We start from the raw sequence: 21,365 nt of genomic DNA, 5'->3' as shown, positions 1-21,365 counted from the left end.
TTCCTTCAAAATCCGATGGCATAGCCGCCGTCGACCGGCAGGTTGACGCCGTTGACATAGGCCGCCTGGTCTGAGGCGAGATAAAAGATGGCATTGGCCACATCCTCGGGCTGGCCAAAGCTGTGGGTCGGGATGCGGCTTTCGATCCTGTCGCGGCGCGCCGGGTCTTTCGCCAGCACGGCGCGGGTCATGTCGGTATCGATGAAACCCGGGCTGACGGCATTGCAGCGGATGCCAAACTGCGCCGCATCCACCGCGACGGAACGGGTCAGCCCGACAACGGCGGTCTTGGCGGTCACATAGGCCGCGGCCGAGGGCAGCGCCATGATCCCGCCCATCGACGAGACGTTGACGATGGCGCCGCCGCTGTCCTGATGCAGGCTGACATAGCGCCCGCAGGCCGCGAACATGGCGCGCACGTTGATGTCGAGCACCTGGTCGAGCGCCTCCGGCGGCACCTCCCAGATCGGCTTCTTGAAATGCACGCCGGCGTTGTTAACCAGCGCCGCGATCGGGCCGGCGCCGGCATGGATCGCAGCCAGCCAATCGGCCGCCCGATCGGCGGCAATGTCGCATTCGTGGAAATGCGCCCCCTGCCCCAGCGTGTCGAAATCGGCCCGGCTCCGGGCCACCACATGCACCTCGAACCCGGCTTGCAGGAAACGCCGCGACTGGCTGAGGCCCAGCCCCTTGTTTCCCCCGGTGATGACGGCAATCGGCATGGCTCAGGCCTCGCAAAGATGATGGTGATAGAGTTGGTTGATCCGCGCGAGGAACTGCTCCTCGGGGATCGCCCTGCGAAAGAAATCCGGCATGATCGCACAGACCTCGTCGACAAAATCCAGAAACCAGATGTCGCGCGGCCTGGTCCAGGCGTTGTCGATGGTGTGAAAGCCGCCCTTGAAGAAACCTGCAACCGCCGGGTTTTCCGCCTGCGCCAGCCAGGTGTGGCGGTTGGCGGGTTGGCCATTGTTGTCCAGGTAGACGCCGGATTGCACCTCGGGCGAAGTGATCCATTGCGCGAAACCGATAGCGGCCTCGGGGTGCCGCGTCTTGGCGGACACGCCGATCCCGGCGCCCCCGAGGATGCTGCGCGCGCGGGAATGCCCGGCGCAGAGCGGCAGATCGAAATAGCCCACGGGATGCGGGCGAAATCCGGGGCGGGCGTAGTTGACGTATCCGAACAGGCAGGGCGACAGGGCGAAATCATCGGTGGTCGAGAGCACCTCCAGCGCGCCGATCGGGTTCATGTCGACCTGCTCATCCGGCCCGAGATTGTAGAGCGCGCGCAGAACCCCGAGCGCATAGAGTCCATTGTCGTCAGAGACGAAATGCGCCGGGCCCACCGGCATCACCGCACCCCCGCGCCCGGCGACAAGCGTCATCAGCATGTCGAAGGCATCGACCGGCAGCAGCGGCGTCAGCGGACGGAAGCGCGCGGCCTCCCCGCCCAGGAAATCCTCCCAGTGGCGCGGCAGATCGGGGCCCAGATCGGGGCGATAGGCCGCCATCTGGCAGGCCGCATCCACCGCATAGGCCCAGCATTTGCCGTTCCAGAAATAGCTCTCTGCCGACCCACCCAGCGAGGCCGAGGCATCTTGAGGCATCGGCAGCGACAGCAGCGCGCCGGTTTCGGCAATCTGGCCGACGTGCGGATGGTCGAGCACGATGAAATCGTAGCGCTCCGCCATCTCGGCAATCGGCGCATCGGCAAAGGCCTGAAGCGACCGCTTGTCCCAGACGATCTCGACGCCGGTCTCGGCGCGAAACACTTCTGACGCGGCGACAACCGGGTCGAAGCCCCGCGGATGATCCCAGGTCATGCCCCTCAATTTCATGCGCTTGCCCTCCCGATTCTGCGGCTTGCCTTCTTGCTTGCCGAATCCGGATTCTATTTTCAAGTATCAAAATTACTTCTAAATTTGAAATTCCTGTGTTATCCCAGACTCGGAAACGGCGCAGACACTGCCGCCGACCACCGAATCGGAGGAGGAAAATTCATGACTTTTCAACTTATTGGCCGCGCTTCCCGCCTGATCGGCATTGCCGGCCTCGCCCTGGCCCCCTTGGCGGCCGGAGCGGCGGAATACACCTTTCGGCTTGCCCATGTGACCTCGGACAAGGAGCCGATCCAGCAGGCGATGGAAGAGTTCGCAAAGAACGTGGAGACCCGCACCGACGGCGCGGTGGCGATCCAGATCTTTGCCAACGCGCAGCTCGGATCGAACCCGGAAGTCTTTGAGCAGATCCGCGCAGGCGCGCCGATCATCTCGATCTCCGACCCCGGCTATCTCAGCGATTTCGTGCCCGATTTCGGCGTTCTGGGCGGGCCCTACCTGATGGATGATCCCCGCGATTTCACCAAAATCGTGGAAAGCGATCTCTATGCCGAGATGAAGGACCGGCTGCGCAGCGAATCCGGCATCGAACTGCTGTCGCTCAACTGGCTGTTCGGCGCGCGCCACATGCTGGCCGACAAGGCGATCTCCAGCCCCGCGGACACCGAAGGCATGACCTTCCGCACCCCGCCCAACATCATGTGGGTGGAAACCTTCAACGCCATGGGTGCGCGCCCGACGCAGGTCGCCTGGGGTGAGGTCTATTCGGCGCTGTCCGCCGGCGTGGTCGATGGCGCCGAGGCGCCCCTGCCCTCGATCCACGGCGCCAAGCTGCACGAGACCAAGAAAACCATCTCGCTCACCGGCCATTTCAAGGGCTTCACCGGGCTGATGATGAACGCCGATCTCTTCGCCTCGTTGCCCGAGGACATCCAGATCGTGCTGGACGAAGAGGCCAACAAGGCCGGTGTCTTCATGACCGACGTTATGCTGAACTCGGAAGAAGAGTGGATTTCCAAGCTCGAGGCCGAAGGCGTCACATTCAACCGCGACGTCGACATCGCGGCCTTCCAGGACGCCACGGCCGAAGTCTATACCAAGTTCCCGGACTGGTCCGAAGGCCTGTACGACCGCGTGCGCGCGATCCTCGACAACTGAGGAAGGCCCCCGGTCCGGGCCAGATGCGGCCCGGGCCAACCAAGGGAGGAGAGATCATGCAGAACCTTGCCAAATGGGTCCGGCGGGCCGAGAATCTGGTGTCCTTCACGGCGCTGGCGGTGCTGACCGGCTCGGTGCTTTGGGGTGTTTTGACGCGCTACGTCACCGAACGCCCGGCGGTCTGGACAACCGAGCTCTCCGGCATCCTTTTTACCTGGGTGGTCTTTATCGGCGCGATGACCGCCCATCAGGAAGGGCGGCACATCCGGGTGACCCTGCTGATCGATCTCCTGCCCGCTGCGGCCCGGCGCGCGCTGCGCAAGCTGGCCGACGGGCTGGTGCTGGCCTTTCTCGCCTATGCCGCCTGGCTGAGCTTTGTCATGATGCAGAAGGGCGCGACGCGGCCCTCGCCGGTGCTCGATATTCCGTTCTCCTGGGTCTACCTCGCCACGCTGCTCGCCTTTGTCGGCATGTCGCTGACCTCGGCCCTGCGGCTGCTGGGCCTGATGGACCCGCCGCCGGTCGACGCGCTGGAGGATGTGGTATGAGCCTCGCGCCCGTCCTGATCCTGCTGCTCGGCATCGCCATCGGCATTCCCGTCGCCTTCGCCATCGGCATGGCGGGGCTCTCCTTCTTCCTGATTTCCGGCGCCATGCCGCCCGAGATCTTCATCCAGCGCATTGTCGCCGTCACCCATTCCTTTCCGCTGCTGGCGGTGCCGCTGTTTGTCATGACCGGCGTCGTGATGAACTACGCCGGCATCACCAGCCGCATGATGAGCTTCGCCGAGGCGATGACCGGCCATTGGAAAGGCGGGCTGGCGCAGGTCAACGTACTGCTCTCGACGCTGTTGGGCGGTGTCTCGGGCTCGGCCAATGCCGATGCGGCGATGCAGTCCAAGGTTCTGGTGCCCGAGATGACGAAGCGCGGCTATGACCCGGCATTTTCTACCGCCGTCACCGCGTCCTCCTCGATCATCTCGGTGATCATTCCGCCGGGGATCGGGCTGATCCTTTATGGCTTCATGGGCGATGTGTCGATCGGGCGGCTGTTTCTCGCCGGGATCGTGCCGGGGGTACTGATCTGCGCCGCGATGATGGGCGCGGTGGCCCTGCGCGCCCGCCAACTCGACCTGCAACCGGCGTATGAGGCGCCCCTGCCCTGGGCCGGCCGCGGCCGCGCCTTTCGCGGCGCCTTCCTGGCGCTGCTGGTGCCGGTGGGCATCGTGCTGGGCATCCGGCTGGGTTATTTCACGCCGACCGAGGCCGGCGCGATGGCGGTGCTTTTCGCGGTCGTCGTCGGGCTGGTGCATGGCGACCTGAAGCTTTCCCACATTCGCCCGATCCTTGAGCAGACGATGCAGGCGACGGCGGTGATCCTGCTGATCATCTGCGCCGCCAACGCCTTTGGCTTCTACATGACATGGGAGCGGATCCCGGCGCAGGTCGCCGAGGCGATGCTGGCCCTGACCCAGAACCCGCTGCTGCTGCTCCTGCTGATCAACCTGCTGCTGGTGCTTGCGGGCATGTTCATCGAAGGCTCGGCCGCGCTGATCCTGCTGACGCCGATTCTGGTGCCGGTGATCACCAAGGTCGGCATCGATCCGGTGCATTTCGGTGTCGTCATGGTGTTCAACCTGACCGTCGCCGGCGTCACCCCGCCGCTCGGCACGCTGATGTTCACCACCTGCTCGATCACCGGGGTGCGGATCGCCGATTTCATCCGCGCCTGCGCCCCCTTCTACCTGGTGCTTTTCGGGATGCTCTTCGTGCTCACCTATCTTCCGCAGCTCTCGCTCTGGCTGCCCAACCTGCAATTCGACGGAGGCCCGCAATGACTCAGGACACCGACGGCAGCGTGGATTTCACCCACGACGGACATGTCGCCGAGATCACGCTGAACCGCCCCGCCAAGCACAACGCGCTGACGCCGCAGATGTATCGCCAGATCGGCCAATGCTGCGCCGAGGCGAACGAGACCGCCGCCGTTCATGTGGTGATCTTTCGCGGCGCGGGCGACCGCGCCTTCTGCGCCGGTTCCGATATCAAGGCGCTGGAGGGCTATGAGGATTTCTGGGCCTGGCGCAACCGCCTCGATTACATCCCGCCGATCCTGTCGCTGCGCAAGCCCGCCATCGCGGCGGTCAAGGGCTGGGCCCTGGGCGGCGGGCTGGAAATCGCGCTGGCCTGCGACCTGCGCGTGGTGGCCCGCTCGGCGATCTTTGCCGCGCCCGAGGTGCGGCTCGGCTGGAATGGCGCCGGCGGCGCCGCGCAGCATCTGACGCGGATGTGCGGCCAGGGCCAGGCGATGCGGCTGCTGCTGACCGGGGATCGCTTCGACGCCGAAGAAGCGGCGCGGATCGGCATGGTCGAATACCTCGTCGCACCGGGCGAAGAGCTGGACAGCGCCCGCGCCATCGCCGGCCAGATCGCGGGACACGCGCCGCACGCCACCCAGGGCGTCAAGGCGGCGGTGCGCGGGGCGATGGATCTGAGTCTGGAACAGGGGCTGCGCAACGAAAATGAACTGATGTCCCTCTGTTTCGCCAAGGCGGAACAGGCCAAGATGCGCGCCAGGCAATCAGGGGACACCAGATGAACAAACCTGCGGCAAATGACGCGACCAAGAAAGCCAAATCCTCGGTTCCGGCGGTGGAAAAGGCGCTCGACGTGCTGGAACTGCTGACCGACCGGTCGGGCGGCCTGACGATGAACGAGATCGTCGATGCGCTGGGCCGGACCATGGGCGAAATCTATCGCGTCGTGGTCTATCTCACCGAACGCGGCTACCTGCATCAGGATCCGCGCACCAGCCGTTATGCGCTGACGCTGAAACTGTTCGAGCTGTCGCACCGACACGACCCGACCGAACGGCTGATCCATGCCGCCCTGCCGCTGCTGGAAAGGATTGCCGCGCGCACCAGCCAATCCTGTCATCTCGGTGTTCTCAACCGCGACAACGTCCTTGTGCTCACCTCGGTGCAAAGCCCCCTGCCCGCCGGCTATGCGGTGCGCACCGGCGCCCTGTTTCCGGTCAGCCAGACCAGCTCCGGCCATGTGATCCTCGCCTTCTCGCCCGAGGATGTGCAGGACCGCCACATCGCCCGCCAGCCCGAAGACCAGCGAGCGGCGCTGGCCCGGCGCCTCGCCCGCATCCGCCATAACGGCTTCGAGGATACGCCCAGCACGATGATCACCGGCGTGCGCAACCTCTGCGTGCCGGTCTTTGACACGCGCGGCGTCACCGCCGCCATTACCTCGGGGTTCATCGGCCAGGTGGGCGACGCGCCCAGCGCCGAAGACGCCCTCGCCACAATTCGCCTCACCGCGCTCGAACTGTCGCGCTCGCTGGGCTTTCTGCCCGACGCCAGCCCATTCGGCGCCGCACTTACCTCATGACACAAAGGACCTGACCCATGACCGATCTTCCGCTCTCCGGCCTGCGCGTGCTGGATTTCGCGCAATTCCTTGCCGGCCCGGTGGCGGCGCTGCGGCTGGCCGACCTGGGGGCGGAGGTGATCAAGATCGAACGGCCCCAGGGCGGCGATCTGTGTCGGTCGATGGTGGTCAACGATCAACGGCTGGACGGCGACAGCCTGGTGTTTCACACCTTCAACCGCGGCAAGAAAAGCGTCACCGCCGACCTCAAGAGGCCCGAGGATCTGGCCGACGTGCGCAGGCTGATCGAAACCGCCGACGTGATGATCCACAACTTCCGTCCCGGCGTGATGGAGCGGATCGGGCTGGGCTATGACGCGGTCAAGGCTCTCAACCCGCGACTGGTCTATGGCGCGGTCTCGGGCTATGGCGCCGAGGGTCCGTGGAAGGACAAGCCGGGACAGGACCTGCTGGTGCAGGCGCTGTCCGGGATTGCCTGGCTAAACGGCAATGACGGTGACGGGCCGGTGCCGACCGGCTTTGCCATGCTCGACGTGGCGACGGCGGGGCAGTTGGTGCAGGGCATCCTTGCCTGTCTGGTGCGGCGCGGGGTCAGCGGCAGAGGCGGGCTGGTCGAAGTCGATCTGATGTCGGCGGCGATCGACATGACCTTCGAGCAGTTCACCTGTTTCCTCAATGACGACAGCGGCCAGCCGCGCCGCCACGCGCAGGGCAACGCCAACCCCTATCAGCCCGCGCCTTACGGTGTGTACCGGACCGCCGATGGCCACATGGCGCTGGCCATGGCACCTCTGGCCAGATTGGCGGAGCTGCTCGCCTGCCCCGAGATCGCGGCCTTCGGACAGGCGCAGGCCTTTGCTCGGCTCAACGAGATCAAGTCGGTGGTGGCCGGCGTTCTCGCGACGCAACCGACGAAGCATTGGCTCGACATTCTCGAACCGGCCGGGCTGTGGTGTGCGCCGGTTCTCGACTGGCCCGCCTTTGCCGCGACCCCGGGTTTCGCGGCGCTCGATCCGGTGCAGGTGATCAGAACCGAAGGCGGTGCCGACGCCAAGACCACCCGCTGCCCGATCCGCATCGACGGCCGGATGCTGCGCAACCCCGTGGCCGCGCCGGCGCTGGGCGCCGACACCGACGCGGTGTTCGGCAGCCTTGTTGCCGCAGCCCGGGCATGAGGCCGCTCGATGGCGTGACAGTGGTGGATTTCAGCCAGTTCCTGGCCGGTCCCTATGCCGCGCTGCGGCTGCTCGATCTGGGCGCGCGGGTGATCAAGGTGGAAAACCCCGACCGTGGCGATCTCTGTCGTCATCACTATGTGTCCGCGACCCGCGTCGAAGGCGACAGCACGCTGTTTCACGCCATCAACCGTGGCAAGGAAAGCCTGACCCTCGACCTCAAGAGCATCGACGGACAGCAGGCGGCGCAAAGGCTTGTCGCCGGGGCCGATGTGGTGATCCAGAACTTTCGCCCCGGCGTGATCGACCGGCTGGGCCTCGGCTATGAGGCGGCGCAGGCCCTGCGGCCGGGGCTCGTCTACGGCTCGATTTCCGGCTACGGCGAGACCGGCGATTGGGCCGGGCTGCCGGGGCAGGATCTGCTGGCGCAGGCGCGCAGCGGGCTGATGTGGCTGAGCGGCGACCGGGGCCAGGGTCCGGTGCCGGTGGGGCTGCCGGTTGCCGATATCGCCGCCGGTGCCTGTCTGGCGCAGGGGCTGCTCGCCGCGCTTTTCCGGCAGGCCCGCAGCGGCGTGGGCGCCCATGTGCAGACCAGCCTGCTGGAAGCGCTGATCGACCTGCAATTCGAATTCCTGACCACCTGGATGAGCAACGGCCAGACCCCGCCGCGCCGGATGCGCCAGGGGTCGGCGCATGGCTATCTCGCCGCGCCTTACGGGGTCTACGACACCGCGGAGGGCTGGCTGGCGCTGGCCATGACCCCGCTGCCGGTGCTGACCGAGGCGCTGGGCCGGCCGGCGCTGACGGCAGAGCTGGACGGGATGGACGGCTTCGCCGACCGCGAGGCGATCCGCGCCGCGGTGCAGGCGGTTTTCGCCACCGGCCGGGCGGCGGACTGGGAAGCGGAGCTTGCGGCCAAGGGCATCTGGTGCGCCCGGGTCCGCACCTGGGAGGACATGATCGCCGAGGGCGGCCCGGCGGTGACCGGAATGCTGCGGCCCGGAGCGGAACTGGCCCGCGTTGCGGCGCCGTTCCGGCTCGACGGTCAGCGTCCGGAGCCTGCCCGGCGCGGCCCGGCACTGAACGAACACGGGCAAAAACTGGCCGCGGAGTTCGGGTTCAGCGCTGCGGCCGCGACAGGCTAATGCGCCGCAACGTTCTTCATCCCGAGCGCCCGGATCTGCTGTGACATCTGCACGAAGGAGCCGTCGACGTGCTTGCGGATCACGGTATCCGCGCGGGCCGGATCATTGGCGCGCAGGGCGACGATCAATTCGTCATGTTCCTTCTTGATCGCCTCGAACCGCGCCGGTGAAATCCGCAGCCGGGCCGCCTGGACGTTGAGCGTGGTGCGCAGGTTGCGCCAGATCTCGGCCGCTGTCTGGTTGTAATGCCCCCGGCAGAAAATCTCGTGGAACTGAAAGTCGAGCTTGCGAAAGGTCCGCTGCTCGGAATGCGGCAGCTCGTGGATCCTGGCCTGGATGCCCTCCAGCTCGTCCAGCAGATCGGGCGGCGCGTAATCGGCGAACCAATTGACGAAATACGGCTCGAGCATTTGCAGGACCTCGAAGATGTTCTGGATCGATCCGGCATCGGTGGGCCGGATCGTGGCGCCGCGGTTGGGATGGATCTCGACAAACCCTTCACCCTGCATCCGGCGCAGAACCTCGCGCACCGGGCTGGTGCTGGTGCCATAGCGCTCGGCGATCTCGGAGACCTTCAGCCGCTGGCCACCGGCCAGACGGCCATCATAGATGTCATCGAGGATCGCATCGTAGAGCGGGAGTTCCGCGGTATCGTCGCCGGTTTTCATGATAATGTCATACTCTTTGGATCAAGCGCCATCATAACGGTCTGCCCCGCCCTGTTCCAGTGGGGCGGGGCCCTTGCTGTCAGATCTCTCCCGCATAGTGGCACAGCACATCGGCGCCGGCGCTGGACTTTGCCGGCGGCCGAGTCTCGCGGCAGAGATCGGTGGCGTGCGGGCAGCGCGGGCTGAAGCGGCAGCCCTTTGGCGGCACGCCGACATCGACCGGCTCGGGTTTGCCGGAGCGACGGCCGCGCTGGCGCGGATCGGCCACCGGCACCGCTTGAAGCAGCGCGCGGGTATAGGGGTGCTGGGGGTTTTCGAACAGGGTTCTTGTGTCGGCCACCTCGACGAACTGGCCGCGATACATCACCGCCACCCGGTCGCAGATATGTTCCACCACGGCCAGGTCATGGGCGATGAACAGAAAGGTCAGCGCGAATTCCTCCTGCAAATCCTGCAACAAGTTCAGCGTCTGCGCCTGGATCGACACGTCCAGCGCCGAAACCGCCTCGTCGGCGACCACCAGCTCGGGGTGCGTCGACAGCGCCCGGGCAATGCCCAGTCGCTGGCGCTGGCCGCCGGAAAACGCGTTGGGATAGCGGTGCATGAATTCCTTGCGCAGCCCGACGTTCTCCAGAAGCTCGGCCACGCGCGCGTTCAGCGCCTTGCCTTTCAGCCCTTCGGTTTTTTGCAGCGCCTGGCCCACCACGTCGATCACCCGCAGGCGCGGGTTGAGCGAGGCCTGCGGATCCTGAAAGATCATCCGCACCTTGCGCCAGACCTGCCGCATCTGCTCCAGCGGCGCATTGGCCAGCTCGACCTCGCCACCCTCTTTCGGCAGGAAGCGGATGCTGCCGGAGCTCGGGTCCAGAACCCGCAGGATGCAGCGGCCGAGCGTCGTCTTGCCGCTGCCCGACTCGCCGACGATGCCGAAGGTCTCGCCGCGCCGCACCTCGAAGGAGACGGAATCCACCGCGACAAAGCCCTGCACCGGGTCCGAGAACCAGCCGCCCTTGCTGCCGCCGAATGACATCGTAAGGTCCTTGACCTCGAGAATGGCCTCAGACATTGGCATGCGCCTCCTCTTCGTGCAGGAAACAGGCCACCTGCCCCGGCCCATGCGGTTTCAGCAGCGGTTCGCGCAGGTCGCAGAGACCCTGCATGAAATGATCGCAGCGGGTGCGGAAGGTGCAGCCCGAGGGCCGCGCCAGCGGATGCGGAACCATGCCGCGAATGGCCGGCAGGCGGGCCCGTGCCGTCACCCCGATACGCGGCACGGAATCGAGCAGCGCCCGCGTATAGGGATGCTGCGGCGTCTCGAACAGCCCGTAGACATCCGATTTCTCGACGATCTTGCCCATGTACATCACCGCCACGTCATCGGCCACTTCGGCCACCACGCCCAGATCATGGGTGATCAGCATCACCGCCATCTGGAATTCCTCTTTCAGCTCGGCGATCAGGTCGAGGATCTGCGCCTGCGTCGTCACGTCGAGCGCCGTGGTCGGCTCGTCCGCGATCAACAGGCGCGGCTGGCAGCTCAGCGCCATGGCGATCATCGCCCTTTGCCGCATGCCACCGGAGAGCTCGAAGGGATAGGCCTCGAACCGCTCGGCCGGACGCGGGATGCCGACGCGGGCCAACATGTCGATCGCCTCTTCGCGGGCCTCGGCCTTTGAAACGTCGCGGTGCAGGCGGATGGTCTCGGTGATCTGCTTGCCGATCTTCTGGATCGGGCCAAGCGAGGACATCGGCTCCTGAAAGATCATCGCGATGTCGCTGCCCCGGATCGAGCGCAGCTCCTTTGATCCCGCCCGGGCGCGCGCCAGATCGACCGTGCGGCCATCGGCGGAATGATAAAGGATGCTGCCGCCGGTGATCCGGCCCGGCGCGTCGACGATGCGCAGGATCGATCGCGCCATGATCGACTTGCCGCAACCGCTCTCGCCCAGAAGGCAGAGGGTGCGGTTGGGCAGGATGTCGAGATCGCCGCCCTCGACCGCCTTGACCAACCCGTCATCGGTGAAGAAGTGGGTTTTCAGGCCCTTGATCTCGACCAGGGGTTTTGCGGAGGTGTCAGTGTGCATAGGGATCTGCGGCATCGCGAAGGCCGTCTCCTAGAAAGTTGAGGGCAAGCACGGTGATCACGATCACCGAACCGGGCGCGATCAGAAGCCAGGGCGCCTCAATGATGGTGCGGATGTTCTGTGCCTCTTTCAGCAGAGTGCCCCAGGACACGATGGGCGGTTGCAGCCCGATGCCGAGGAACGACAGCGAGGTTTCCGCCAGGATCATCAGCGGCACCGCAAGGGTGAGCGAGGCGATGATATGGCTGGCGAAACTGGGCACCAGATGCTTGCGGATCACCTCCCAGTCCGACAGCCCGTCAAGCCGCGCCGCGATGACGAAATCCTCGTGTCTGAGCGACAGGAACTTGCCGCGCACCTCGCGCGCCAGCGTTGTCCAGCCGATCATCGACACGATCAGCGTCACCACGAAATAGGTGCGCAAGGGCGGCCAGTCGAGCGGGATGGCCGCCGCCAGCCCCATCCAGAGCGGGATCGTCGGGATCGAACGCAGGAACTCGATCAGCCGTTGGATGGCATTGTCGATCCAGCCACCGTAGTAGCCCGAGATGCCGCCCAGGCTGACGCCGACGACCAGCGAGACCGCCACGCCGACCAGACCGATCGACATGGAAATCCGCGTGCCCATGATGATCCGGCTCAGGATATCGCGACCCAGCCGGTCGGCGCCGAAGAAATAGACCCTTTGCCCGGGGTCCGTCGGGCCAAAGAAATGCCGGTTCGTCGGGATCAACCAGAGCAGCTTGTACTCGTACCCTTCGACAAAGAACCCCAGCGGGATCACCTTGGACGGATCTTCGACGAAATGCCGGCGCATCGCCTCGCGGTCGATCTCCATCTTCAGCCCGCGGGCATGCAGTTGAAAGTCGCGGCCGCCGTCCTCGCCCTCGGTGAAGAAATGGATGCCCTGCGGCGGCGCAAAGGGCGCGCGGGTGTTGGTGTCGAGGTAATTGGAGGGGGCCAGGAACTCGCCGAAGAGCGCGACGAAATAGATGAACCCCACGATATAGAGGCTGACCCAGGCGACCTTGTGCCGGCGGAACTGGCGCCACATCAGGGCCCAGGGCCCCAGGAGCGCCGGGGATTTCACGGATTCGGCCGCCTGAACTTCGGCTGCGGTATCGATGGCTGTCATTGGTAGCGTATCCTCGGGTCGACCCAGGCAAGAAGTACATCGGACAGAAGGGTGCCGATCACCGTCAGCAGGCTGACGATCAGGATCAGCGATCCGGCCAGGTACATGTCCTGCACCAGAAGCGCGCGCAGCAAGAGCGGGCCGGTGGTGGGCAGGTTCATCACCACGGCGACGATGATTTCGCCCGAGACAAGCGTGGGCAGGATCCATCCGATGGTCGAGATGAACGGGTTGAGCGCGACGCGCACCGGGTAGCGCATCAGAAGCTGGAATTCCGACATGCCCTTGGCGCGGGCGGTCACGACATAAGGCCGATAGAGCTCGTCCAGCAGGTTGGCGCGCATGATGCGGATCAGCGCCGCCGCGCCGGAGGTGCCGACGACAAAGACCGGCATCCAGATGTGTTTCAGCAGATCGACGAACTTGGCCCAGCTCCAGGGCTCGCCCAGGTATTCCGGGCTGACCAGACCGCCGACCGACTGGCCGAAATACTTGAAGGCGACATACATCATCACCAGCGCCAGCAGGAAATTCGGGATCGCGAGGCCGACAAAGCCGAAGAAGGTGGCGATGTAGTCGCCCACCGAATACTTGCACACCGCCGAATAGATGCCGATCGGCAGCGCCACCGCCCAGATGAACCCGAGCGTCAGCAGCGAGATGCCGAAGGTCCAGCCGAGCCGGTCCCAGATCACATCCGTCACCGGCAGGTTCTTTTCAAAGGAAATGCCGAAATCGCCTTCCAGCAGGATGCCGGTCATCCATTTCCAGTATTGCAGATACATCGGCTGGCCGAGGCCGTATTGCGCGCGCAGCTGTTCGACGACGGCGGTATTGTCGACGCCCGCTTCGCCCATCTCGGCGGCGAGGCTGTCGAGGTAGTCGCCCGGCGGAAGCTGGATGATGATAAAGGTCACGATGGAGACCAGGAAGACCGTCGGGATCATGTAGAGAACCCTTCGGAGGATGAAGCCACCCATGTCCGCTCCTTGCGTTTGAGTTCAAGTGGGGCGCCCGGAAGGGAGGATACCGGACGCCCCGTCACTGTACTTCGGATCAGGGCAGGTTGGTGCCACCTTCGAAGTACATCTGCGCGGTATAGGGTGCCGGGAACCAGAGCTGACCGGCGATCGGCAGCGGATCGGGCACGTTGCGCACATTGTTGCGGGCGATGCCGAAGACCGGGTCGTTCTGCACCATGCCGATGGTAAAGAACTGATCCGCAGCCATGTCGAGCACCTGCTGCATCAGCGCCTTCTGCTCTTCCGGCGTGGCCGCGGCGCGGACCTGCCGATAGGTCTCGAAGATGTCCTTGACCGCCTGCGGCGGTTCTTCACCGGTGGTCGGATCGACACCCCAGGCCGCCCATTCCCGGGCCCAGCTCACCGAGTTCGAGATCGTCGGCACGTAGCAGATCGGCGAGGTATAGGCATCCGCCTGGCCGCCCGAACAATTCCACAGATAGGCGTCGAAATCGTTCGAGGTGTGCAATTCGATCAGCCGTGACCGGTCGGTGGCGCGGATCTGGAAGTCGAGCCCCACATCCCGCGCATAGCCGGCGATCAGCTCCATCGCGTCGGGATATTGCAGGCCAAAGACATCGGCGACCAGGAAGATCAGCGAGAAACGCTCGCCATCCGGGCCAAGGCGGAAGCCTTCGGCATCCTTCTCGGGCAGCACCTTGTCGAGATATTCATTGGCTTTCTCGACGTCATATTCGGTGTACTGCTTGACGTATTCCTCCTTGTAGAGCTCGGTGCCTTCACGCGGCGCGGTCTGGGCCGCCTCGCCCGCCCCGAAGTAGAGCAGATCGATCACCTCCTGCCGGTTCATCGCGTGGCTGACGCCGATGCGGAAATCCTTGTTGTTGATCACCTCGCGTTTCACCGGATCGGTGTGGTTGAGGTTCATCATCAGGATCATGATGTTGGCCGGAAGATCGCCGACGTCGAAGAACCCGTATTTGCCGCGTTCCATGTTGTCGGTCAGCGAAGCCTTGTTCGACGGCCGGCCGAGGTGGCGCAGCATATAGTCGATCTCGCCATTGAAGGCCTTGAGCAGGATGGTTTCCACATCCTCGACCTGATCATAGGTGATCCGGTCCATGTAGGGCAGTTGCTGCCCTTCGCTGTCGACCTTGTAGTAATAGGGGTTGCGCTCGGCGACCACGCGGTCGGTGGCGCCATAGGCATTGGTCAAATGCCAGGCATGCAGCGTCGGGCGATCCGGGTTCTGCCAGAAAAGCGGCGTGTCCATCGGCCCGGCCTTGAGGTTGAACAGCTGTTTCCAGTCCGCCGCCGCCGGCTCGGCATCGACCAGCGCTTGCAGGTCGTCATTGTATTTTGCATGGAACTGGCTGAGGTAGTGTTTCGGATAGGCGGTCGGGTGATAACCGAAACCATAGGCCAGCGCTTGCAGGAACAGCCCGTTGGGCGCGCCGAAATCGAACTCGACGGTGACGTCGTCGATCTTGCGCACGGTGACCGGGCCGGCCGGGCCGATGAAGGTGCTGTCCTTGTTCGGCGTCAGATCGGTATTGGTAAAGACATCCTCGTACCAGAACATGATGTCATCGGCGGTAAAGGGCGCGCCATCCGACCATTTCATCCCGTCGCGCAGGTGGAAGGTGAATTTCGAGGCGTCGTCGGAGACATCCCAGGACTTGGCGATATTGGGCCGCACCTCGGACCAGTCGGGGGACCAGCGCACCATGTTGTCGCTGCCGATGGTGCGCACCATGTTGTGCTGATCGCCTCCGCCGAGGATGGCGCGACGCAGGGTGCCGCCGTATTCGCCGGGGCCTTCGATGGTGTCCATCACCAGCGGTTCCGCCGGCAGGCGTTCGTCCACCGGCGGCAGTTCGCCGGCAGAAACCTTTTCGTCCAGCACCGGCGCCTGCTCATAGGCCGCGGCGTGGCTGGCGACGGCCATTGCAAGCGCGCTGGCGAGCGTGGTCCATTTCCATCTGTTTTTCATTGGTCTTTCTCCTCCTCCGTTGAAGTGTATCACCAGTTGGTGACAGAGCCGTCCGGCCGCGTCAGATGCGGCGGTTCGACATGGGTGGGCCGGGATGCCCGGATCTTCTCTTCATCGACCTCGACCCCCAGCCCCGGTCTGTCGGGCACCTTGTAGGTGATGCCGTCGAGCGGGATCTGAACCGGGAACAATTCGGGATCGTGGAAGCCGAGACTTTCGGTCGGGCCCTGCCGGGTCTCTGCCCAGCTGAAGTTCGGGACCGCCGCGGCCATGTGGACCGTGGCCGCGGTGCAGACCGGGCCAAGCGGGTTGTGGGGCATCAGGTCGATGTAATGCTGCTCGCACCAGCCGGCGACCTTCATCGCCTCGGTAAAGCCGCCGATGTTGCAGATATCGAGCCGCATGTACTGGGTCAGCCCCTCTTCGATGTAAGGCGCGGCCTCCCATTTCGAGGCGAACTCCTCACCCACGGCAAAGGGGATGTTGGTCATGCCGCGCAGGGTGCGATAGGCCTGCGGCGTCTGGCAGCGGATCGGCTCTTCGAGAAAATCCAGCGTGCCGGCCGGCAGGCGGTTGCAGAAATCCGCGGTCTCGGCGATCGACAGACGATGGTGCAAATCGATCCCGAGGCAGAGGTCGGTGCCGAATTCCTCGCGCAAGGCGATCAGTTCCTTGGCGGCGCGGTTCAGGTTCTGGCGCGGGTCGAACACCGCGTCGCCGTCGAAATCGCCGGTATAGATTCGCAGGCAGTCCCAGCCGGCATCGACCAGCACCCGCGCCTTTGACAGAAGCTCGTCCATGTCCGGTGACTGACAGCTCGGAAAGGTCGGGATCTCGTCGCGCTGCTTGCCGCCGAGAAGCTGATAGACCGGCACGCCCAGCCGCTTGCCGAGGATGTCGTAAAGCGCGATGTCGATGGCCGACATGGCCGCAGTGAACACCCGCCCGCCTTCGAAATACTGGCTGCGGTAGGTTTCTTGCCAGATCCGCCCGATCTGGCGGGAATCCTTGCCCACCAGGAAATCGGCGAAATGGGCAATGGCGGCGGCCACCGCGCCCTCGCGGCAGGACAGGCCGGATTCCCCCCAGCCGTACAGGCCATCCTCGGTCGTCACCTTCACCAGAAGCTGGTTACGGATGCCGACACGGGCGTGAAGCGGTTCTATCGAGGCGATCTTGGTCATCTTGGTCCTTTTCAGTGCCAGCCGACGCGGGGCGCGGCGGGGATCATTGCGGGGCGGTCAGTCGCGATTGTCGCGCAGAGCCGGTCGCGCATGGCGCCGGCTCCGGCATCGTCCCAGAGGTTGGTCATTTCGTGGGGATCGGCGGCGAGATCATAAAGTTCGCCCGCCCCGCTATTGAGGTCGACCGAGAGGCGGTGGCTGCGAGACCGCACCGTGCGCAGATCGAGATCGACGCCGCTGCGGGTGGCATCCACCTCCCATTCGTTGTGCGCCACTTCGCGCGCGCCGCCCTGCATCACATCGGTGAGTGATGTTCCGTCATCGGCGGAGGCGCTCAGCCCGCAAAGCTCGGCCAGCGTGGCGCGCAGGTCGAGGGTCGAGACCGGCGCATCAAAGCGCCCCCGCGTGACCCCCGGACCGGCCATCACCAGCGGCACCCGCAGCAGACCGTCATAGAGCATCGGCCCCTTCAGGAGCAGGCCGTGATCGCCCAGCCATTCGCCGTGATCCGAAGTGAAGATCACGATGGTGTTCTCGAGCCGCCCCGAGGCCTCGAGATGATCGAGGATGCGCCCGACCTGCATGTCGATGGCGGCGATCATGCCGTAGTAGACCGCGATCACGTCGCGCAGATCCTTGTCCTGCAAGGCATCGTCGTTGCCCCAATACGGCTGGTCGCCGGCATGCGGCCGCTTCTGGTTGCGCCGCGCCGGGCTTTCGAGAAAGGCGCGGTGCCACCAGGGCCGCCGGTCGAGATCGAGCGCCCGGTGCGGCGGCAGATCGACCTCGGCCGGGTCGTACATCGTGGCCCAGGGCGCCGCCGCCAGGAAAGGCGGATGCGGATCGGGAAAGGAGATCCAGGACATCAGCGGCCGGTCGCGGTCTTCCTCGAGCATATCGATGGCCCGGTCGCCGACCCAGGCGGTGGAGAACCACTCCTCCGACAGCGCCGAGCGCCAGACCTGCTTGTGCTCGGTCAGCGGCGGCACCCGGTCCTTGGCCTGCGCCCAGCGGTCGCCGCCCCTGCCGTCCTGGTCGAGGAAATTTTCGTAGTGCAGCGTATACGGCCGGTCCTTCCAGCCGCAGTGATGGTGCGGCCTGAGCGTGAGATCGACCCGTTCGAAGCCCATGTACGGCCCGGCCCAATCGTCGTCGTAATCCGCGACCGAGCTGTAGCATTCCGCGGCGCCGGTCGGCGCAAAGGTCTCATGTGTCGAGAGATGCGCCTTGCCGATGAAGCGGGTGTCATAGCCGGCGCCGGCGAACAGTCCGCCCAGCCCCTCTTCGGCAAGCGCCGGATCGAGGTTGCGGCCATTGTCGCGCACGCCGTGGCTGTAGGGCAGCTTGCCGGTCAGGATCGAGGCGCGGGCTGGCTGGCACATCGGATGCGGCGTGATACAGGTATCGAACCGTGCGCCGCGACCGGCGATCCGGTCGATGTTCGGGGTGCGCACCTGGCGGCCGGCGCCGCTGATGCAGTCGCCGCGCTGCTGATCGGTTGTGATCAAGAGGATGTCGGGCGTGCGGCTCACAGGGCGACCCCCAAGCAGACACACTCTCTCTGTTCGGCCAAGGCCGGTGCAACGCCGTTCATCTCTTCCTCCCGGGATTCGGTGTTCCCCCGGGTTAATAGTTATATGAAGATTTCCAGATAGTCGACGATTTTATTTCGTTCATCTCTCTAAATTTCAAAACCCTCGACAAACGTAAAAGCCGCCCCGAAGTGGGGCGGCTTTCCAAAAGGCCGGGGCCGGCGGGACCGGCGCTCTGACGCAGGTCGGCCTACCGCCCCATCCAGCCGCCATCGACGGTAAGGATCTCGCCATTGACGTAATCCGATGCGGCCGAGGCCAGGAACACCGCCGGTCCCGCGAAATCCTCGGGCCGGCCCCAGCGTCCGGCGGGGATACGTTCGAGGATCGATTTCGATCGCGCGGGATCGTCTTGCAGCGCCTGGGTGTTGTCGGTCGCGATATAGCCCGGCGCGATGGCATTGACGTTGACACCCCTGCCCGCCCACTCATTGGCCAAGGCCTTGGTGAGCTGGCCGACCCCGCCCTTGGACGCCGCATAGCCCGGCACGGTGATACCGCCCTGAAAGGTCAACAGCGAGGCGGTGAAGATGATCTTGCCGGACCCGCGCGCCACCATGCCCCGGCCGATCTCGCGCGACAGGATGAACTGCGCCGAGAGGTTGACCTCGATCACCTCATCCCACCAGGCGTCGGGGTGTTCGGCGGCCGGCTTGCGCTTGATGGTGCCGGCATTGTTCACGAGGATGTCCGGTGCCACGCCATCGCTATCCAGCTGCGCGGCGAAGGCCGTCACCGCCGCGCGGTCGGAAAAATCGCATTGGTAGCCGGTGAAGCGGCGGCCCAGCGCCGTGACCGCCTGCTCCACCTCGGAGCCGGAAACCTCGAGCGAGGCCGAAACACCGACGATATCCGCCCCGGCCTGCGCCAGCGCCTCGGCCATGCCGCGGCCGATGCCGCGTTTGCAGCCGGTCACCAGCGCAGTCTTGCCGGACAGGTCAAAGGATTTCAGAACATCCATGGCTCAGGCCCCCACCTTGATCAGGCTCTTCAGCGCGGTCGGCGAGGCATCGAGCTGTTCGAAGGCCCGCTGGATCTCGGCCAAAGGGCTGACATCGGTGATCACCTTGTCGGCAGCAATCGCGCCCGAGGCCACCAGCGCGATCGCCTTGTCGTAATCCGCCGCCTCGTAGACCCGCGCACCGATCAGCTGCAACTCGCGCCAGAAAAAGCGGAACATGTCGACCTGCGGTTTCTTGGCGTGGATCGCCACCATGCAGATGCGCCCGCGGGTGGCGGCCACATCGGTCATCGCATCGACGCCGGGCTGGCTGCCCGACACTTCAAACACCACGTCGGCACCCTTGCCGCCGGTGCGATTGCCGATTTCGGCAACCAGGTCGGATTTGGCCGGGTTCACCACGTCAAAGCCCATGTCGGCGGCAATCGCCAGACGGTTTTCATTGACCTCGGAGATTACTACCTTGCCGCCCGCCTCGCGCGCGACCATCGCCACCAGTACGCCGATCGGGCCACCGCCGATGACAACCACGTCCTCGCCCGCCGTCAGATCGGCCATGCGGACATCATGACAGGCCACCGCCACCGGCTCGATCAGCGCCGCATGGTCGAGCCGCATGTCATCGGGAAGGGCATGCAGGGTATGGGCCGGCACGTTCCAGACCTCCTGCATCGCGCCATCGGTGTCGAGGCCGAGAAATTTCAGATTGTGGCAGATATGGGTGTGGCCGGCGTCACAGGCCGGGCAGTCGCCGCAATGATCCAACGGCCGCACGACGACCTTTTGCCCCTTCGTGAAGCCTTCGACACCCGCGCCAAGCGCCTCGACCGTGCCCGACATCTCATGGCCGATGATGCGTTCAAATCCGACGCGGGCGTCCATGTTGCCGTGAAAGACATGCATGTCAGTGCCGCAGATGCCGCAAAAGGCGATGCGCAGGGCAACCTGGCCCGGCCCAGGCGCCGGGGCAGGCTTCTGGGCGACGTCAAAGCGCCGGTCGCCCCGGTAAAAGGCGGCATGGATCTGGGTGTCGGTCATCCGGAAAGTCTCCTCTGGTTCGCGCCCGCCATTCACCGGCGGCCAATCTTGATTTATGGTATGACCAAAAATGAGGATGCATGTCAACTCCTCACGATTTTTGCGCGAAATGCCACCTATCTGCCACGCATGGTATTACCAAAATTCTGAGAACTTAAAACAGCAAAGGGGAGCGCAGGCCGTCCGCCCAAGGACGCCACCGCACAGCCAAATTACCGGAGCGCCCGAGACCTAGAGATCGTCGAAAGTATCGCGGACCTGTTTCCACGCCGATTCGAGGTGATCGCGCAGCGCCGCTTCGGCGCGGTCGGGATCGCGGTCGAGGATCGCCTCCAGGATCCGCGCATGCGCCTCGTAGTTCTGCTGGTTGCGCTCCGGCAGCCGTGGCATCTGACGCCAGCGCAGATCAAGCCAGTCGCGAAAGGCGTTGTGGATCGCCGGAAAGATCGGGTTTCCTGGGATCGAATAGAGCACACCATGAAAGGCGGTGTCGGTCTCGTAAAAGGCCAGCGAGTCATCGATGCTGGTGTGATTGGCCTCCAGCGCCTGGCGCAGCCTGGCGATATCGGCCTTGTCGGCCCGGGTCGCGGCCTGGCGCACCAGCCCGGCCTCGACAAAGATGCGGACATCGAAAATCTGGCGCACCCCGCCCGCCTGACCGGTCAGATGGCCAACCAGCCCGCCCAGCACATCCATCACCGTATGGGCATCGGGTTTGCGCACGATCGGCCGGTGACGCGGCTGAATGTCCAGCAGGCCCTTGCTGCCGAGGATCTTGATCGCCTCGCGTGCCACCGGGCGGCTGACGCCCATGGCCTCGACAATGCTGCGCTCGGCCGGAAGCGATTCCCCGTCTCTCAACTCACCCGAGATGATCTGCGCCTCGATGGCGGCGACCACCCGCTCTACCGCGCTTTCGCGCGGCGCGACCTGAGATTCGGAAGAGGCTGGCTGAATGTCGCTCATGCGGATTTATCCCATGTGAATCCAGGCAGAACAAGCTGCGACAATGG

20 protein-coding genes are annotated in these 21,365 nt (G+C 64.9%); 7 read left to right on the top strand and 13 right to left on the bottom strand.

Annotated features, from left to right (window positions below; all coding sequences use genetic code 11):
• Positions 1 to 5: 5 nt before the first annotated feature.
• Together BMW90_RS01570 and BMW90_RS01565 are read right to left on the bottom strand one after the other, a co-directional pair.
• Positions 6 to 722, bottom strand: coding sequence for an SDR family NAD(P)-dependent oxidoreductase (locus BMW90_RS01570; protein WP_074834492.1), 717 nt, complete (start codon positions 720 to 722; stop codon positions 6 to 8).
• 3 nt (positions 723 to 725) lie between these two features.
• Entirely contained in the window at positions 726 to 1,838 is a 1,113-nt protein-coding gene (locus BMW90_RS01565) for an extracellular solute-binding protein (RefSeq protein ID WP_139211161.1), read from the bottom strand.
• A 162-nt stretch (positions 1,839 to 2,000) separates the two neighbouring features.
• Here BMW90_RS01565 and BMW90_RS01560 point away from each other — a divergent pair, with 162 nt between their 5' ends.
• Genes BMW90_RS01560 through BMW90_RS01530 form a run of 7 tightly spaced genes read left to right on the top strand, consistent with a single transcriptional unit; the run spans position 2,001 to position 8,714 of the window.
• Entirely contained in the window at positions 2,001 to 2,996 is a 996-nt protein-coding gene (locus BMW90_RS01560; protein ID WP_083415911.1) for a C4-dicarboxylate TRAP transporter substrate-binding protein, read from the top strand.
• Between the two features lie 56 nt (positions 2,997 to 3,052).
• The gene (locus tag BMW90_RS01555) at positions 3,053 to 3,544 is read left to right on the top strand and encodes a TRAP transporter small permease (protein ID WP_048530090.1); all 492 of its coding nucleotides are present in this window, start codon (positions 3,053 to 3,055) and stop codon (positions 3,542 to 3,544) included.
• A complete protein-coding gene (locus BMW90_RS01550) occupies positions 3,541 to 4,833 on the top strand; it encodes a TRAP transporter large permease (RefSeq protein ID WP_074834489.1) in 1,293 nt (430 codons plus the stop codon). The genes BMW90_RS01555 and BMW90_RS01550 overlap by 4 nt, the downstream gene beginning before the upstream one ends.
• Positions 4,830 to 5,594, top strand: coding sequence for an enoyl-CoA hydratase/isomerase family protein (locus BMW90_RS01545; protein WP_074834488.1), 765 nt, complete (start codon positions 4,830 to 4,832; stop codon positions 5,592 to 5,594). Before BMW90_RS01550 ends, BMW90_RS01545 begins: the two co-directional genes overlap by 4 nt.
• Positions 5,591 to 6,394, top strand: a complete 804-nt coding sequence (locus tag BMW90_RS01540; protein WP_074834486.1) for an IclR family transcriptional regulator — start codon at positions 5,591 to 5,593, stop codon at positions 6,392 to 6,394. Before BMW90_RS01545 ends, BMW90_RS01540 begins: the two co-directional genes overlap by 4 nt.
• Before the next feature lie 17 nt (positions 6,395 to 6,411).
• Positions 6,412 to 7,569: a CaiB/BaiF CoA transferase family protein gene (locus BMW90_RS01535; RefSeq protein WP_074834485.1), complete on the top strand. Its 1,158-nt coding sequence runs from the start codon at positions 6,412 to 6,414 to the stop codon at positions 7,567 to 7,569.
• Entirely contained in the window at positions 7,566 to 8,714 is a 1,149-nt protein-coding gene (locus BMW90_RS01530; RefSeq protein ID WP_074834483.1) for a CaiB/BaiF CoA transferase family protein, read from the top strand. The genes BMW90_RS01535 and BMW90_RS01530 overlap by 4 nt, the downstream gene beginning before the upstream one ends.
• Here BMW90_RS01530 and BMW90_RS01525 read toward each other — a convergent pair.
• From BMW90_RS01525 to BMW90_RS01475, 11 genes are all read right to left on the bottom strand, one after another.
• Positions 8,711 to 9,382: a GntR family transcriptional regulator gene (locus BMW90_RS01525; RefSeq protein WP_074834481.1), complete on the bottom strand. Its 672-nt coding sequence runs from the start codon at positions 9,380 to 9,382 to the stop codon at positions 8,711 to 8,713. The two genes, BMW90_RS01530 and BMW90_RS01525, sit on opposite strands and share 4 nt — an antisense overlap.
• Positions 9,383 to 9,461: 79 nt before the next feature.
• A complete protein-coding gene (locus tag BMW90_RS01520; protein WP_083415910.1) occupies positions 9,462 to 10,448 on the bottom strand; it encodes an ABC transporter ATP-binding protein in 987 nt (328 codons plus the stop codon).
• On the bottom strand, positions 10,441 to 11,466 hold the full coding sequence (locus BMW90_RS01515) for an ABC transporter ATP-binding protein (RefSeq protein WP_074834478.1): 1,026 nt from the start codon (positions 11,464 to 11,466) through the stop codon (positions 10,441 to 10,443). The genes BMW90_RS01520 and BMW90_RS01515 overlap by 8 nt, the downstream gene beginning before the upstream one ends.
• Positions 11,456 to 12,601, bottom strand: coding sequence for an ABC transporter permease (locus tag BMW90_RS01510; protein ID WP_074834475.1), 1,146 nt, complete (start codon positions 12,599 to 12,601; stop codon positions 11,456 to 11,458). The genes BMW90_RS01515 and BMW90_RS01510 overlap by 11 nt, the downstream gene beginning before the upstream one ends.
• The gene (locus BMW90_RS01505) at positions 12,598 to 13,581 is read right to left on the bottom strand and encodes an ABC transporter permease (RefSeq protein ID WP_074834473.1); all 984 of its coding nucleotides are present in this window, start codon (positions 13,579 to 13,581) and stop codon (positions 12,598 to 12,600) included. The genes BMW90_RS01510 and BMW90_RS01505 overlap by 4 nt, the downstream gene beginning before the upstream one ends.
• 76 nt (positions 13,582 to 13,657) lie before the next feature.
• Positions 13,658 to 15,577 carry an ABC transporter substrate-binding protein gene (locus BMW90_RS01500; protein WP_074834472.1) on the bottom strand — a complete coding sequence of 640 codons (1,920 nt, stop codon included), beginning with the start codon at positions 15,575 to 15,577 and terminating at the stop codon, positions 13,658 to 13,660.
• Positions 15,578 to 15,606: 29 nt separating this feature from the next.
• On the bottom strand, positions 15,607 to 16,761 hold the full coding sequence (locus tag BMW90_RS01495; RefSeq protein ID WP_074834471.1) for a mandelate racemase/muconate lactonizing enzyme family protein: 1,155 nt from the start codon (positions 16,759 to 16,761) through the stop codon (positions 15,607 to 15,609).
• A gap of 11 nt (positions 16,762 to 16,772) precedes the next feature.
• Positions 16,773 to 18,293: a sulfatase-like hydrolase/transferase gene (locus BMW90_RS01490; RefSeq protein WP_074834470.1), complete on the bottom strand. Its 1,521-nt coding sequence runs from the start codon at positions 18,291 to 18,293 to the stop codon at positions 16,773 to 16,775.
• A gap of 250 nt (positions 18,294 to 18,543) precedes the next feature.
• On the bottom strand, positions 18,544 to 19,314 hold the full coding sequence (locus tag BMW90_RS01485) for an SDR family oxidoreductase (RefSeq protein ID WP_074834468.1): 771 nt from the start codon (positions 19,312 to 19,314) through the stop codon (positions 18,544 to 18,546).
• A 3-nt stretch (positions 19,315 to 19,317) separates the two neighbouring features.
• Complete coding sequence (locus tag BMW90_RS01480) at positions 19,318 to 20,352, bottom strand: zinc-dependent alcohol dehydrogenase (RefSeq protein WP_139211157.1); 1,035 nt, start codon at positions 20,350 to 20,352, stop codon at positions 19,318 to 19,320.
• Between the two features lie 231 nt (positions 20,353 to 20,583).
• Positions 20,584 to 21,318, bottom strand: a complete 735-nt coding sequence (locus BMW90_RS01475; RefSeq protein WP_074834467.1) for an FCD domain-containing protein — start codon at positions 21,316 to 21,318, stop codon at positions 20,584 to 20,586.
• Positions 21,319 to 21,365 lie beyond the last annotated feature (47 nt).

This window comes from Marinovum algicola (assembly GCF_900109145.1).
Classification (GTDB): Bacteria; Pseudomonadota; Alphaproteobacteria; order Rhodobacterales; family Rhodobacteraceae; genus Marinovum; species Marinovum algicola.
This window is presented reverse-complemented; position numbering and strand designations above follow the sequence as displayed.